This window comes from Streptomyces sp. NPDC048507, assembly GCF_043199995.1.
Taxonomy (GTDB): Bacteria; Actinomycetota; Actinomycetes; order Streptomycetales; family Streptomycetaceae; genus Streptomyces.
In genome coordinates this window covers 167175-180926 of sequence record NZ_JBICWZ010000003.1, presented here as the reverse complement: position 1 = coordinate 180926, position 13752 = coordinate 167175, and the positions used below count along the sequence as shown (strand labels likewise).

General features: G+C 71.2%; 13 protein-coding genes. 5 read left to right on the top strand and 8 right to left on the bottom strand.

Annotated elements, in window-relative coordinates; all coding sequences use genetic code 11:
- The first annotated feature begins 135 nt into the window (after window positions 1-135).
- From ACGFXC_RS09880 to ACGFXC_RS09865, 4 genes are all read left to right on the top strand, one after another.
- Window positions 136-831 (top strand): TerB family tellurite resistance protein, encoded by a 696-nt coding sequence (locus ACGFXC_RS09880; RefSeq protein ID WP_393711280.1) that lies wholly within the window; start codon window positions 136-138, stop codon window positions 829-831.
- Between the two features lie 603 nt (window positions 832-1434).
- Window positions 1435-2946 (top strand): nucleobase:cation symporter-2 family protein, encoded by a 1512-nt coding sequence (locus tag ACGFXC_RS09875; protein WP_393711278.1) that lies wholly within the window; start codon window positions 1435-1437, stop codon window positions 2944-2946.
- A gap of 94 nt (window positions 2947-3040) precedes the next feature.
- Complete coding sequence (gene recO / locus ACGFXC_RS09870) at window positions 3041-3787, top strand: DNA repair protein RecO (RefSeq protein ID WP_393711276.1); 747 nt, start codon at window positions 3041-3043, stop codon at window positions 3785-3787.
- 11 nt (window positions 3788-3798) lie between these two features.
- Window positions 3799-4620, top strand: a complete 822-nt coding sequence (locus ACGFXC_RS09865; RefSeq protein ID WP_393711274.1) for an isoprenyl transferase — start codon at window positions 3799-3801, stop codon at window positions 4618-4620.
- A gap of 142 nt (window positions 4621-4762) precedes the next feature.
- Here ACGFXC_RS09865 and ACGFXC_RS09860 read toward each other — a convergent pair whose 3' ends face one another.
- The 4 genes from ACGFXC_RS09860 to ACGFXC_RS09845 are packed head-to-tail and all read right to left on the bottom strand — an operon-like array spanning window position 4763 to window position 7922.
- Window positions 4763-5191, bottom strand: coding sequence for a transcriptional repressor (locus tag ACGFXC_RS09860; RefSeq protein ID WP_323183433.1), 429 nt, complete (start codon window positions 5189-5191; stop codon window positions 4763-4765).
- A 51-nt stretch (window positions 5192-5242) separates the two neighbouring features.
- Entirely contained in the window at window positions 5243-6109 is an 867-nt protein-coding gene (locus ACGFXC_RS09855; protein ID WP_393711272.1) for a metal ABC transporter permease, read from the bottom strand.
- Window positions 6109-6924, bottom strand: coding sequence for a metal ABC transporter ATP-binding protein (locus ACGFXC_RS09850; RefSeq protein ID WP_362123417.1), 816 nt, complete (start codon window positions 6922-6924; stop codon window positions 6109-6111). The genes ACGFXC_RS09855 and ACGFXC_RS09850 overlap by 1 nt, the downstream gene beginning before the upstream one ends.
- Window positions 6924-7922 (bottom strand): metal ABC transporter substrate-binding protein, encoded by a 999-nt coding sequence (locus tag ACGFXC_RS09845; protein WP_393711270.1) that lies wholly within the window; start codon window positions 7920-7922, stop codon window positions 6924-6926. The genes ACGFXC_RS09850 and ACGFXC_RS09845 overlap by 1 nt, the downstream gene beginning before the upstream one ends.
- A 154-nt stretch (window positions 7923-8076) precedes the next feature.
- Here ACGFXC_RS09845 and ACGFXC_RS09840 point away from each other — a divergent pair, with 154 nt between their 5' ends.
- Window positions 8077-9453: a glycine--tRNA ligase gene (locus ACGFXC_RS09840; RefSeq protein WP_393711268.1), complete on the top strand. Its 1377-nt coding sequence runs from the start codon at window positions 8077-8079 to the stop codon at window positions 9451-9453.
- A 94-nt stretch (window positions 9454-9547) separates the two neighbouring features.
- On the opposite strand, the gene ACGFXC_RS09835 is transcribed toward ACGFXC_RS09840, so the two are convergent.
- The 4 genes from ACGFXC_RS09835 to ACGFXC_RS09820 form a co-directional block, all read right to left on the bottom strand.
- The gene (locus ACGFXC_RS09835) at window positions 9548-10267 is read right to left on the bottom strand and encodes a VC0807 family protein (RefSeq protein WP_393711266.1); all 720 of its coding nucleotides are present in this window, start codon (window positions 10265-10267) and stop codon (window positions 9548-9550) included.
- Between the two features lie 199 nt (window positions 10268-10466).
- Window positions 10467-11060, bottom strand: a complete 594-nt coding sequence (locus tag ACGFXC_RS09830; protein ID WP_393711264.1) for a TetR family transcriptional regulator — start codon at window positions 11058-11060, stop codon at window positions 10467-10469.
- A gap of 21 nt (window positions 11061-11081) precedes the next feature.
- Window positions 11082-12140 carry an aldo/keto reductase gene (locus ACGFXC_RS09825; protein ID WP_393711262.1) on the bottom strand — a complete coding sequence of 353 codons (1059 nt, stop codon included), beginning with the start codon at window positions 12138-12140 and terminating at the stop codon, window positions 11082-11084.
- Window positions 12141-12260: 120 nt separating this feature from the next.
- Window positions 12261-13712, bottom strand: a complete 1452-nt coding sequence (locus ACGFXC_RS09820; protein WP_393711260.1) for an MFS transporter — start codon at window positions 13710-13712, stop codon at window positions 12261-12263.
- Between the last annotated feature and the right edge of the window lie 40 nt (window positions 13713-13752).

The window sequence follows — 13752 nt, the reverse complement described above, 5'->3', positions numbered from 1 at the left end:
GGCCGCGGGGGCGCAACTCGGCCAACTGCGGGCCCCCGTACGAGGTTGTCTTGTCACACGACTGACGCATCCTCATCGATGTGGCTAACATCACGCCAACCCGGCGATGTTGCCGGAAGGTTACGGAGGTGCGACGTGCTGCCAGTTCGGGGTGGGGACGGCCGGAAGCTGACGGCCTGGGGCATCCGTACCACCTGGAGCACCGTGGGCGACGGGGAGTTCTTCTGCCCCGGCTGCGGCGGTGACCGCAACTACCGCAGGCGGACCGGACGCCGGCGGTTCACCGTGCTGGGCGTACCGCTGCTGCCCCGCGGCCACGCCGGGCCGGTCGTGGAGTGCCAGGCCTGCCGCCGGCGCTTCGACACCGAGGTGCTGGACCACCTCACCACCACCCGCTTCTCCTCGCTGCTGCGCGACGCCGGGCACACGGTGGCGCTGGCCGTGCTGGCCGCGGGCGGGACCGCCTCGCGCAGCGCGCTGGAGGCCGCCGTGTCGGCCGTACGGGCCGCCGGGTTCCAGGACTGCACCGAGGAGCAGCTGGAGTCCCTCGTGGAGTCCCTGGCCACCGACGAGGGCAGGCTCGGGCTGTACGACGGGCCCGAGTGCTGCGGGGCCGCGCTCTCGATCGAGCTCCACGAGGCGCTCGAACCGCTGGCCGCGCACCTGGCCGGACCGGGCCGCGCGTCGATCCTGCTCCAGGGCGCGCGGATCGCCCTCGCCGACGGGCCGTACATCCCGGCCGAGCGCGAGGTGCTGGCCACCGTGGGCGCCGCGCTGCGGATGGGCTCGGACGAGGTGAGCCGGCTGCTGTCGGCGGTGCGGGCGCCGTAGCCGCACGCGTACGCGGTTCCGGGCTCGGCGGGGAGACCTCCCGCCGGGCCCGCTCGCGTTCCCGGGCCGCCGGGGGCCCGGTCGCATCCGAAAGCGTCCGGATTCCTTCGTTCCGAGGTAACGATCCGGTCCGGCGTGGCCGAACAGCGCTGATTCGGAGCGCCGGGCCGGGGGCGCGGGCCCTCCCGCCGCGCTCGGCCGTCCACGCCTCGGACAGCCGCGGTCCCGGACCCGTCGGCGCGCGTCCGCGGCGAGCGAACGCCCCAAGGGCAGGTCAGGCGGGTCGGGTTCGCGGGTGCGCAGGGCGCATCGGGCCGGCCGCGGTCCGCCGGCCATACTCCCGTGACACGAGTCGGCGCCACTGGAGGAAGCTCCAGACCCCACGGCCGTCAGCCTCAACACTTTGTGTAAGCAGACGATATGTGTGAGCCCTCCCACAGGCGTTCAATTCCGGTCACACGACGAGACGCCGCCGGAAACACAGCGGGGCTTCGATCTACGTGTTCTCCCTGACACCCCGGCGGACCAACGGGTTAGCGACCCACTCCGGCCGGGACCACCAGATTCCTCTCAGTCACCTACCTTTCGAAGGGCAAGGCAGAGATGGCACGTGTCGCCGCCCGGCTTTCCACCGACGGAGAGCAGAGCACGCACCCGGTCGACGAGGTGCTCCCCCTCCCCAAGCTCGCGCTGTACGGCTTCCAGCACGTACTCGCCTTCTACGCCGGCGCGGTGATCGTCCCGATCATCGTGGGCAGCGCGCTCAAGCTGAGCCCGCAAGAGCTCGTCTACCTGATCAACGCCGACCTCTTCACCTGCGGCATCGCCTCGATCGTGCAGGCCTGGGGCATCGGCCGGGTCGGCGCCCGGCTCCCGATCATCCAGGGCGTCACCTTCACCGCCGTCTCCCCGATGATCGCCATCGGGCTCGGGGCCGGCGGCGGCACGGCCGCCCTGCTGGTGATCTACGGCGCGGTCATCACCGCCGGTCTGGCCACCTTCGCGTTCGCCTGGCTGCCCGCCAAGGCCTTCCGCGCCGTGATGCGGCTCTTCCCGCCGGTGGTCACCGGTACGGTCATCACCATCCTCGGCATCGTGCTGCTCCCCGTCGCCCTCAAGGACACCGTCGGCGGTGCCCCGCTGGTCGGCGACGGCGGGGACCCGGCGCAGCTGGCCTACGCGGCCGGCACGATGCTGTTCGTCCTCGTACTGATGCGGGTCGGCGGGCAGTTCCTGTCCAGCATCGCGGTCCTGCTCGGCCTCGTCGGCGGCACCCTCGTCGCCTTCCTGCTCGGCGACGCGAAGTTCGGCGCGGTCTCCACCTCGGACTGGATCGGCGTCACCACCCCCTTCCACTTCGGCGCCCCGAAGTTCGAATGGTTCCCGATCTTCCTCATGCTGATCGTCATGCTGATCACCATGGTGGAGACCACCGGTGACACCTACGCGGTCGGCGAGATCGTCGGCAAGGACATCGACAGCGAGACCGTGGCCCGCGCCCTGCGCGCCGACGGCGCCGCGACCGCAGTCGGCGGCCTGCTGAACTCCTTCCCGTACGTGGCCTTCGCCGAAAACGTCGGTCTGGTCCGGGTCACCAAGGTCAAGAGCCGCTTCGTGGTCGTCGCCGCGGGCGTCATCATGATCGTGCTGGGGCTGCTGCCGAAGGCCGCCGCGATGGTCGCCGCGATCCCGCCGGGCGTGCTCGGCGGCGCCGCCACCGTGATGTTCGGCATGGTCGCCCTGGCCGGCATCCAGACCCTCGGCAAGGTGGACCTCAAGGAGGAGAAGAACGCCCTGATCGTCGGTGTCTCCCTGGCCTTCGCGCTCTTCCCGGCCACCATCCCCGCCTTCTTCGAGAAGCACATGAGCGCGGACCTGTCCTCCCTGCTCAACAGCGGCGTCACCCTCGGCGCCACCGCCGCGATCGTGCTCAACCTGCTCTTCAACGGCGTCTCCAAGGGCGCCGGGCAGGGCGCCGGCCCGGGCTCCGAGGGGGCCGCGGAGCCCTCCCCGGCCGTGCCGGCCCCGGTGCTGCCCGCCGCCGCGGTGCCCGCCCCGGCCGCGCCCGCCGCCGGGCCCGCGAAGGCCGACGACGCCGCGACCCCGGCGTCCTGAACCTCCCAAGGGGTGCCGCCCCCGCCCGGACCCCGGTCCGGGCGGGGGCGAGCGCTGTCCCCGCGCGGGTCCCCGTACAGGCGACAATGGGCGCATGAGTCTGTTCCGCGACGACGGCATCGTGCTGCGCACCCAGAAGCTGGGCGAGGCGGACCGCATCATCTCGCTGCTCACCCGCGGTCACGGCCGGGTACGGGCCGTCGCGCGCGGAGTGCGGCGCACCAAGTCCAAGTTCGGCGCCGGGCTGGAACCCTTCTCCCACGCCGACGTGCAGTTCTTCGCCCGCGGCAGCGATCTGATCGGCCGCAGCCTGCCGCTGTGCACGCAGACCGAGATCATCGCCCCCTACGGCAACGGCATCGTCACCGACTACGCCCGCTACACCGCCGGCACCGCGATGCTGGAGACCGCCGAGCGCTTCACCGAGAACGAGGGCGAACCCGCCGTCCAGCAGTACCTGCTGCTCGTGGGGGCCCTGCGCACCCTCGCGCGCGGCGAACACGAACCGCACCTGATCCTCGACGCCTTCCTGCTGCGCTCCCTCGCCGTCAACGGCTACGCGCCCAGCTTCGAGAACTGTGCGAAGTGCGGCATCCACGGCCCCAACCGGCACTTCTCCGTCGCCGCGGGCGGAGTGGTGTGCGGGGACTGCCGCGTTCCCGGCTCCGTCGTACCCTCGTCGGAGGCCATCGCCCTCCTCAGCGCGCTGCTGACGGGCGACTGGAAACACGCGGACGCCTGCGAGGCGCGCCACGTGCGGGAGGGCAGCGGGCTGGTCTCGGCCTATTTGCACTGGCATCTGGAGCGCGGGCTACGCTCCCTGCGATACGTCGAGAAATAGGAGCTGGGCACATGGCACGACGCGGGATTCTGGGACGTTCTCGCCGCGAGTACAAGGTTCCCGAGCCGCACCCGTCCGGTGCGCACCCCCCGAAGATCCCCGGCGAGCTGGTCCCCAACCACGTGGCCGTCGTCATGGACGGCAACGGCCGCTGGGCCAAGGAGCGGGGTCTGCCGCGCACCGAGGGGCACAAGGTGGGCGAGGGCGTCGTGCTCGACGTGCTCAAGGGCTGCCTGGAGATGGGCGTCAAGAACCTCTCCCTGTACGCCTTCTCGACGGAGAACTGGAAGCGCTCGCCCGACGAGGTCCGCTTCCTGATGAACTTCAACCGCGACGTGATCCGCCGCCGCCGCGACGAGATGAACGAGCTGGGCATCCGCATCCGCTGGGTCGGCCGGATGCCGAAGATGTGGAAGTCCGTGGTCCAGGAGCTCCAGGTGGCCCAGGAGCAGACCGTCGACAACGACGCCATGACCCTGTACTTCTGCGTGAACTACGGCGGCCGCGCCGAGATCGCGGACGCGGCGCAGGCCATCGCGCGGGACGTGGCGGCCGGGCGGCTGGACCCCTCGAAGGTCAACGAGAAGACCTTCGCGAAGTACCTGTACTACCCGGACATGCCGGACGTGGACCTCTTCCTGCGCCCCAGCGGCGAGCAGCGCACCTCCAACTACCTGCTCTGGCAGAGCGCGTACGCGGAGATGGTCTACCAGGACGTGCTGTGGCCCGACTTCGACCGCCGCGACCTGTGGCGGGCCTGCCTGGAGTACGCCCAGCGCGACCGCCGCTTCGGCGGCGCGGTCCCGAACCAGTCGGAGAACGCCGCGGGCTGACCGCACCGCCCGCCCCGCCCGGCGCCTGCGCGTCCACCGCGGCCCCGGCGGGGCCCCGGGGGCTGCCCGAGCGCGCGGCGACGGAGCCGGCCGACATCGACCGGATCCGTTCGATCTTCGACCGGAACCCGACCAGGGCGTCCTAGCCGGCCGCCGCGCAGTCGGCGCAGGTGCCGAAGATCTCCACGGTGTGGGCCACGTTCACGTAGCCGTGCTCGGCCGCGATGGACTCGGCCCACTTCTCCACCGCGGGGCCCTCGACCTCGACCGCCTTGCCGCACTTGCGGCAGACCAGGTGGTGGTGGTGCTCGCCGGTGGAGCAGCGCCGGTAGACGGACTCGCCGTCGCTGGTGCGCAGCACGTCGACCTCGCCGGCGTCCGCCAGGGACTGGAGGGTGCGGTAGACCGTGGTCAGGCCCACGGAGTCGCCGCGGTGCTTGAGCATGTCGTGCAGCTCCTGGGCGCTGCGGAACTCGTCCACCTCGTCCAGCGCCGCCGCCACGGCGGCCCGCTGCCGGGTGGATCGTCCTCGTACTGGCGCGGTATTCATCTCGCCAGGCGCAGTCGCCACCGGTTCCTCCTCGTTTCGGCCTCGGCTCATTGTGCCAGGCGGCCGCTGCGGCTAGACCGTCACGCCGTCCCGGGTGCAGACCTCCTCGGACGCCACGGCGGCCCGCGCACGGCGCCTGGCCAGCGGTGCGGACAGGGCCGTGGTCGTGGTGAAGACCACGATCGCGAGCAGCACGATCGTCGCTCCGGACGGCGCGTCGATGTAGTACGTGGCCGTCGTGCCGGCGAGCGAGACCACGACGCCGATGACCATGGCCAGGGTCAGGGTCGCGGTGAACCCGCGCGTGATCCGCTGGGCGGCGGCGACGGGGATCACCATCATGGCGCTGACCAGCAGCAGGCCCACGATGCGCATGGCGACGGTGACGGTGACGGCGGCGGTGACGGCCATCAGCAGGTTCAGCGCGCGCACCGGCAGTCCCGTGACCCGGGCGAACTCCTCGTCCTGGCTGATCGCGAACAGCTGGCGGCGCAGCCCGAGGGTGACGGCGACCACGAAGACGGCGAGCACGACGACGGCCGTGATGTCCTCGGCCGAGACGGTGGTGATGGAGCCGAAGAGGTAGCTGCTCAGGTTGGCGGTGGAGCCGCCGGGCGACAGGTTGATGATCATCACGCCGCCCGCCAGGCCGCCGTAGAACAGCATGGCGAGGGCGATGTCCCCGCTGGTCTTGCCGCGGGAGCGGATCAGCTCCATGCCGACCGCGCCGATCACCGCGACCAGCGTGGCCATCCACACCGGGCTGGCGTTGAGCAGGAATCCGAGCGCGACGCCGGTCATGGCGACGTGCCCGATGCCGTCGCCCATGACGGCCTGCCGGCGCTGGACGAGGTAGGTGCCGATCGCCGGAGCCGTCAGACCCACCAGGAGGGCCGCGAGCAGGGCCCGCTGCATGAAGGCGTAGTCGAGGATCTCCATCAGCTCAGCAGTCCCGTCCGCAGGGGTTCGGCGTCGTGCGCCGCGTGGGGGTGTACGTGGTCGTGGCCGGGCAGGGCGTGCTGGCCCACGGCCTCCGGGGGCGGGCCGTCGTGCGTGACGCAGCCGTCGCGCAGGACGACGGCCCGGTCGATCAGCGGCTCCAGCGGGCCCAGCTCGTGCAGGACGAGCAGCACCGTCGTACCGGCGGCCACCTGCCGGCGCAGGGCGTTCGCCAGGACCTCCTGGTTGGCCAGGTCCACGCCGGCCATGGGCTCGTCCATGATCAGCAGTTCGGGTTCCACGGCGAGCGCCCGGGCTATGAGCACCCGCTGGTGCTGGCCGCCGGAGAGGGCGTTGACCGACGCGTCGGCGTACCCCTCCATGTCGACCAGTGCCAGGGCTCGCTCGACGGCGGCCTTGTCCGCCTTGCGCAGCAGCCCGAAGCGGGTGCGGGCCAGCCGGCCCGCGGAGACGACCTCGCGGACGGTCGCGGGGACGCCGCTGGCGGCGGTGGTGCGCTGGGGGACGTAGCCGATCCGCGACCACTGGCGGAAGCGCTGGAACTCGGTGCCGAAGAGGGACAGCGAGCCGCCGGTCAGCGGGACCTGGCCGACCACGGCGCGCACGGCGGTGGACTTGCCGGAGCCGTTGGCGCCGAGCAGGGCGACGACCTCGCCGCTGCGCACCACGAGGTCGATCCCGCGCAGCACGGGGCGCGAGCCGAGCGAGGCCGTGGCCCCGCGCAGGGATATGACGGTCTGGTCCGGGGCCTCTTGCGGCGTGGACTGCATGGCGCGCGCCTCCGTTACTGCCATTACTTGCTCCCGAGTGCCTTCTGGAGGTTCTTCAGGTTGGACCGCATGACCTCGAAGTAGTCAGCGCCCTGGGACTTGTCGGTGATTCCCTCGAGGGGGTCGAGGACGTCGGTCTTCAGACCGGTGTCCCGGGCGAGGCTCTTGGCCGTCTTGTCGCTGGCCAGCGTCTCGAAGAAGACGGTGGAGACATTGTCCTGCCTGGCGACGGCCTGGAGCTCCTTCATGCGGGCCGGGCTGGGCTCGGCCTCGGGGTCGACGCCGGAGATGCCCTCCTGGTCGAGCCCGTAGCGCTCCGCGAGGTAGCCGAAGGCGGAGTGGGTGGTGATGAAGGTCTTGGAGGCGGTGTTCTTCAGCCCGTCCTTGAACTCGGTGTCCAGGGCGCCCAGCTCGGCCACCAGCGCGTCGGTGTTCTTGCGGTAGTCGGCCGCGTGGTCCGGGTCGGCCTTCTCCAGGGCCGCTCCCAACCCCTTGGCGATCTCCGCGTACTTGTTGGGGTCGAGCCACACGTGCGGGTCCTCGCCGGCCTCGCCGTGGGCGTGGTCGTGGCCCTCGCCCCCGCCCTCGGCGGCGTGGTCGTGGTCCTCGTGACCGGAGGCGCCGTGCACTTCGAGCCGGGTGAGGGTGGCGGCGTCGACGACGTTCTTCACGCCGGACTGGGCCACGGCCTTGTCCACGGCGGGCTGGAGGCCCTTGAGGTAGAGCACCACGTCGGACTCGGAGAGCCGCCCGGTCTGCTTCGGGGTGATCTCCAGGTCGTGCGGCTCGACGCCCGGCTTGGTGAGGCTGTCGACCGCGACGTGGTCCTTGCCGATCCGCTCGGCGAGGAACTGCATCGGGTAGAACGACGCCGTCACGGCGAGCTTGCCGTCCTTGCCGCCGCCACCGCCGGAGGCCGTGCCGGTGCAGGCGGTGAGGGCCGTCGCGGCGAGGGCGACGGCACCGGCGAGGGCGACGGCACCGGCGAGGGCGGCCGTGGGTATGAGGCGTCGTACGTTCATGACATCCATTTTCATCAAAGATGGAAACGATTGTCAAAAACCCAGGTGGGCGGACCGCGCGGCTCCGTAGAAGGGGTCCCCGATTTGATAGGGGGGGTGTGGGCGCCGGTAACCTGAAGACTTCGCCGTTCGTCCTCGTAATGAAGAGAGCACCGTGGCCGCCGACAAGATCGAAACCATCGTCAGCCTGAGCAAGCGCCGTGGCTTCGTTTTCCCTTGCAGTGACATCTACGGCGGCTCCAGGGCTGCCTGGGACTACGGTCCGCTCGGTGTCGAGCTCAAGGAGAACATCAAGCGCCAGTGGTGGAAGGCGATGGTCACCGGGCGCGAGGACATCGTCGGCCTCGACTCGTCCGTGATCCTGGCCCCCGAGGTCTGGGTGGCCTCCGGCCACGTCGCGACCTTCTCGGACCCGCTGACCGAGTGCACCGCCTGTCACAAGCGCCACCGCGCGGACCACCTGGAAGAGGCGTACGAGGCCAAGCACGGCCGCCTGCCCGCCAACGGTCTTGCCGACATCAACTGCCCCCACTGCGGTGTGAAGGGCCAGTTCACCGAGCCCAAGCAGTTCTCCGGCATGCTGGAGACCCACCTCGGCCCGACCCAGGACTCGAAGGCGTACCTGCGCCCGGAGACCGCGCAGGGCATCTTCACCAACTTCGCCCACGTGCAGACCACCTCGCGCCGCAAGCCGCCCTTCGGCATCGCGCAGATGGGCAAGTCCTTCCGCAACGAGATCACTCCGGGCAACTTCATCTTCCGCACGCGCGAGTTCGAGCAGATGGAGATGGAGTTCTTCGTCAAGCCGGGCGAGGACGAGCAGTGGCAGGAGTACTGGATGGGCGAGCGCTGGAACTGGTACCGCGACCTCGGCATCCGCGAGGAGAACATCCGCTGGTACGAGCACCCGAAGGAGAAGCTGTCCCACTACTCGAAGCGCACCGCCGACATCGAGTACCGCTTCAACTTCGGTGGTAACGAGTTCTCCGAGCTCGAAGGCGTCGCCAACCGCACCGACTTCGACCTCAAGGCGCACTCCGCCGCCTCCGGCCAGGACCTCACGTACTTCGACCAGGAGGCCGGCGAGCGCTACACCCCGTACGTCATCGAGCCGGCGGCCGGCGTGAACCGCGCCATGCTCGCCTTCATGCTCGACGCGTACAACGAGGACGAGGCCCCGAACGCCAAGGGCGTCATGGAGAAGCGCACCGTGATGCGCCTCGACCCGCGCCTGGCGCCGATCAAGGTCGCCGTCCTGCCGCTGTCCCGCAACGCGCAGCTGTCGCCGAAGGCCAAGGGCCTGGCCGCCGACCTGCGCAAGAACTGGAACATCGAGTTCGACGACGCGGGCGCCATCGGCCGCCGCTACCGCCGCCAGGACGAGGTCGGTACGCCCTTCTGCATCACCGTCGACTTCGACACCCTGGACGACAACGCGGTGACCGTGCGCGAGCGCGACACCATGAAGCAGGAGCGCGTCTCCCTGGACCAGATCCAGAGCTACCTCGGCAGCCGTCTGCTCGGCTGCTAGGCCAGGACGTACGAAAGGCCGGTGGCCCGGTGCGCGATCCGCGCACCGGGCCACCGGCCTTTCCCCTTGCCCGTACGGCCTCCCGTACGAGCGGCTACGCGGGCGCCGCACCGCCCCCGGCGGCCGCCGCCCCGGCCAGGGCGGCGGCCCGGGCCTCGCCCTCGGCCTGGGCCCGCCTCGAGTAGCGGACGGTCCACAGGATCAGACCCCCCAGGAACCCGTAGATCAGGAAGGGGTTCAGGATCACCATCGTGGAGGTGGGCAGGGTGAAGGCCAGCACGACGCGCAGGGCGGCCTCGACGAGGTAGGCCACGCCCCAGACGGTGGTCATGCGGCGCATCACCGCGCGGAAGTCCGGGTACTGCCAGAGGCCGTTGAACTCGGCCACGCCCTCCTTGGTGCCGTCGGTGCCGAACTTGCGGCCGAAGTAGAACATCAGCGGCCGCGGGGCGAGCAGCGTGGCGAGGCAGAGCAGGCCGAACAGCCCCGTCACGGCCGAGTCCTTGATCAGCAGGGTCCGGGCCGAGTGGGTGCCGACGAGGGTGACGAACGCAGTGATCACGAGGAACACCAGCGTGACGACGGCGAACTCGTCGAGCTTGCGGCGCCAGGCCACGTGGACGGCGCTGTCGAGCACCGGCCAGATGCCGCTGAGCAGGAGCGCCGAGAACTCGCTCCAGCCGTGGTCCTCGGTGAGGGTGTTGAAGGTCAGGATCGGGGCGACCACATTGAGGCCGATGGTCAGGACCCAGCCGATGGCGGTGGCGGCGCCGGAGCGTGCGGGAGGTTTCTGCTGTGCGGTCTCGCCTGACAAGGTTCCCCCTGGTACGTGCCTGAATGACGTGCGGTAAAGGGACCGTAAGGACCCCGCACGGGCACGGACAAGGCACGCCGGACCAAAATGATCGCCAAGCTGTCCGGACGGCCGGGTTCCGAACCGCCTCCGGGCAGGCCCCGGATCCGCCCCGTCCCGCCGCGGACAAGCCGCAGGTCAGACGCAGTTCAGGCGCGGGTCAGGCGCGCAACCCCCGGATGATCAGCGAGGTGACCGCCTCGAACTCGGTGACGATCGTCGGCGAGAGCCAGTCCGCCGCGTACTGCGGATCGTGGAAGCGCCCGGTCGCGTCGAAGACGGCGCGGGCGGCGGCCGGGACGTCGGGCGCCGCCAGGGTGCCGGCGGCGACGCCCTCCGCGATGATGCGGGTCAGCTGCTCGATGAGCTGGCCGAGGTGGGCGTCGACCACCCCGCTGTTCTCCGCGAGCAGCACGGTGTACGTGGCGAACAGCTCCGGATCGGCCCCGGCCTTCTGGCGTTTGGCGGCGAAGAGCGCCTCCAGCCACGACTCCAGCTTGGAGGGGGCCGCCTCGGCCCCGGCCGAGGTGATGCCCTCCAGCATGACCTCGCTCTTGGCGAGCCAGCGCTCGGTGACGGCCTCGCGCAGCGCCGCTTTGGACGGGAAGTGCCGGTACACGCTGCCGTGGCTGACGCCCAGCGCCCGCGCCACGTCCACCACGGTCGCCTTGCCGGGACCGAAGCGGCGCAGCACTTCCTCGGTGGTTTCGAGGATGCGCTCGGGGGTCAGGGGCTCGGCAGCAGCGGGGGGCATGGGTACGACCGTACCGTTCGCTCAGTGCTCACTGTCGAGGTGGGCCATCTGGGCCGCCGGGTAGCGCTCGCCGGCCGCAGCTCCGGCCGGGACGGCCTCCTCGATGGCCGCCAGGTCGGCGCCGGTCAGCTCCACCCGCATGGCACCCAGTGCCTCGGTCAGCCGGTCCCGGCGGCGGGCGCCCACCAGCGGGACCAGGTCGAGGCCCTGCTTCGGCCCCTGCGCGAGCACCCAGGCGATGGCGGTCTGGGCGACGCTCACGCCCTTCGCGTCGGCGATCTTGCGCAGCGCCTCGACGAGGTCGAGGTTGTGCTGGAGGTTGTCGCCCTGGAAGCGGGGGCTCATGCCCCGGAAGTCGCCGGGGGCCAGCTCGCGGTCGCGGCCGAAGTGCCCGCTGATCAGCCCGCGGGAGAGCACCCCGTACGCCGTGACGCCGATGCCCAGCTCGCGGGCGGCCGGCAGGATCTCGGCCTCGATGCCGCGGGAGATCAGGGAGTACTCGATCTGGAGGTCGGAGATCGGGGCCACCGCGGCGGCCCGGCGCAGGGTGTCCGCGCCGACCTCGGAGAGGCCGATGTGGCGGACGTGCCCGGCCTGCACGGCTTCGGCGATGGCGCCGACGGTCTCCTCGATCGGGACGTCCGGATCCACGCGGGCGATCCGGTAGATGTCGATGTGGTCCCGGCCGAGTCGCTGAAGGGAGTAGGCCAGGAAGTTCTTGACGGCCTCGGGCCGGCCGTCGTACCCGGTGAAGCCGCCCTCGACGGTGCGCAGGGCCCCGAACTTGACGCTGGTCAGCGCCTGCTCCCGGGCGGCGGTCGGCGCGGTGCGCAGGGCTTCGCCGATGAGCAGCTCGTTGTGGCCCATGCCGTAGAAATCGCCGGTGTCGAGGAGCGTGTTCACGCCGGCGGGGGCGGCCTCCAGGAAGGCGTGGATGGTCGCGAGGGACTCGGCCCGGTCGGCCTCGCCGTAGAGCGCGGACATGCCCATGCAGCCCAGCCCCAGCGGGAAGACGGTGGGACCGGTGGCGCCGAGCCGGCGGGTGGTCGCGGTCGCGGAGGTGTTCTCGTTCGTCGTCATGGAACGAGAATGGCATGACGGGTGACAGCTTTCAATATCTGTCACCCGTCAGTGCGGCTGGCCTCGGACCGGAGGGCCGGACGGCCGCCCCGGACGGCGGGGGAGGGAGGAGGGGGAGCGTCAGGCCAGCGGGGGAGCGGCGGCCGTGGCGGAGGGAACGGGGGAGGGCTCCAGCTCGCGGGCCGCCCGGCGGGCCGTCGCGTCGGCCCAGGGGCCGGTGGTGGCGGCCCCGACGACCAGGACCAGCAGCCCGCAGGCGGTGATGATCCACCAGGCGGGCCGGGTGGCCGCCGCGAAGTCCCCGCCGCCGGCCGTCCCGGCGGCCAGCACCGCGCCGATCACCGCCACGCCCAGGGCCCCGCCGGTCTGCCGGCTGGTGGAGGCCACGGCGGCCGCGACCCCCGCCTGGGCGCGCGGCATCCCGGACACCGCCGTATTGGTGATCGGGGCGTTGACCAGGCCGAAGCCGATGCCGAAGAGCACGTACCCGGCGAACATCAGGGGCGTGGAACCCTCCGCCGAGAACACCGCGAACAGCAGCCCGCTCGCCCCCATGGTCACCCCCGCCACCAGCAGCGGCAGCCGCGGGCCCCGGGTGGCCACCAGCCGCCCCGAAACGGGCGCGCACAGGAAGGCGAAGGCCGCCATCGGCAGCATGTAGAGCCCGGCGTCCAGCGCGCTCAGCCCGCGCACGTCCTGGAGGTAGAGGGTGTTCAGGAAGAGGAAGCCCGACAGTGCGGCGAAGGCGCTCACCGCCAGTACCGTCGCGCCGCTGAAGGGCACGCTCCGGAAGAACCGGGGGTCGATCAGCGGCTCCGCGCGCCGGGGCTCGTAGACCAGCAGCCCCACCAGCGCGGCCACCGCGGCCGCGCCGCAGCCGAGGGTCTGCGCGGAGGTCCAGCCCGCCGCCGGGGCTTCGATGATCGCGTACGTCACCGTCCCGAGCAGGGCCATGACCAGCAGCTGGCCCACCGGGTCGGGCCGCCGCGGCCGGTCGGACCGGGACTCGGGGATGTAGCGCAGGGTCAGCGCGAGGGCCACGAGCCCGACGGGGAGGTTCACCCAGAAGATGGACCGCCAGCCCACGGAGTCCACGAGCAGTCCGCCGATCAGCGGCCCGGCGGCCATCGAGATGCCCACCACCGCGCCCCAGACGCCGATGGCGCGGGCCCGTTCCTTGGGGTCGGTGAAGGTGTTGGTGATGATCGACATGGCGACCGGGTTGAGCATCGAGCCGCCGACGGCCTGGATCATCCGGAAGGCGATCAGCCATTCGAGGGTCGGCGCGAGCGAACAGAGCACCGAGCCCGCCGTGAAGAGGACCAGGCCCGTCGCGAAGACCTTGCGCCGCCCGATCCGGTCCGCCGTCGAGCCGGCCAGCATCAGCAGCGAGGCGAGGACCAGGGTGTACGCGTCGATCGTCCACTGCATGCCGGAGACCGAGGCGTGCAGGTCGCGGCGCATCGAGGGGAGGGCGACGTTCAGGACGGTGTTGTCGAGGCTGACGATGAGCAGGCTCATGCAGCAGATCGCCAGGACGAGCACACGCCGCCGGGGACTCATGTGATGCATATTGCCGATAGTACGGCTAACTAACGAACAAGGCGTGCGC

Coding starts and splice junctions, on each gene's coding strand:
- recO (WP_393711276.1), top strand. CDS start 3,041: ATGAGTCTGTTCCGCGACGACGGCATCGTGCTGCGCACCCAGAAGCTG.
- ACGFXC_RS09850 (WP_362123417.1), bottom strand. CDS start 6,924: ATGGCAGTAACGGAGGCGCGCGCCATGCAGTCCACGCCGCAAGAGGCC.
- ACGFXC_RS09820 (WP_393711260.1), bottom strand. CDS start 13,712: ATGCATCACATGAGTCCCCGGCGGCGTGTGCTCGTCCTGGCGATCTGC.
- ACGFXC_RS09855 (WP_393711272.1), bottom strand. CDS start 6,109: ATGGAGATCCTCGACTACGCCTTCATGCAGCGGGCCCTGCTCGCGGCC.
- ACGFXC_RS09845 (WP_393711270.1), bottom strand. CDS start 7,922: ATGAACGTACGACGCCTCATACCCACGGCCGCCCTCGCCGGTGCCGTC.
- ACGFXC_RS09825 (WP_393711262.1), bottom strand. CDS start 12,140: ATGACGACGAACGAGAACACCTCCGCGACCGCGACCACCCGCCGGCTC.
- ACGFXC_RS09875 (WP_393711278.1), top strand. CDS start 1,435: ATGGCACGTGTCGCCGCCCGGCTTTCCACCGACGGAGAGCAGAGCACG.
- ACGFXC_RS09865 (WP_393711274.1), top strand. CDS start 3,799: ATGGCACGACGCGGGATTCTGGGACGTTCTCGCCGCGAGTACAAGGTT.
- ACGFXC_RS09830 (WP_393711264.1), bottom strand. CDS start 11,060: ATGCCCCCCGCTGCTGCCGAGCCCCTGACCCCCGAGCGCATCCTCGAA.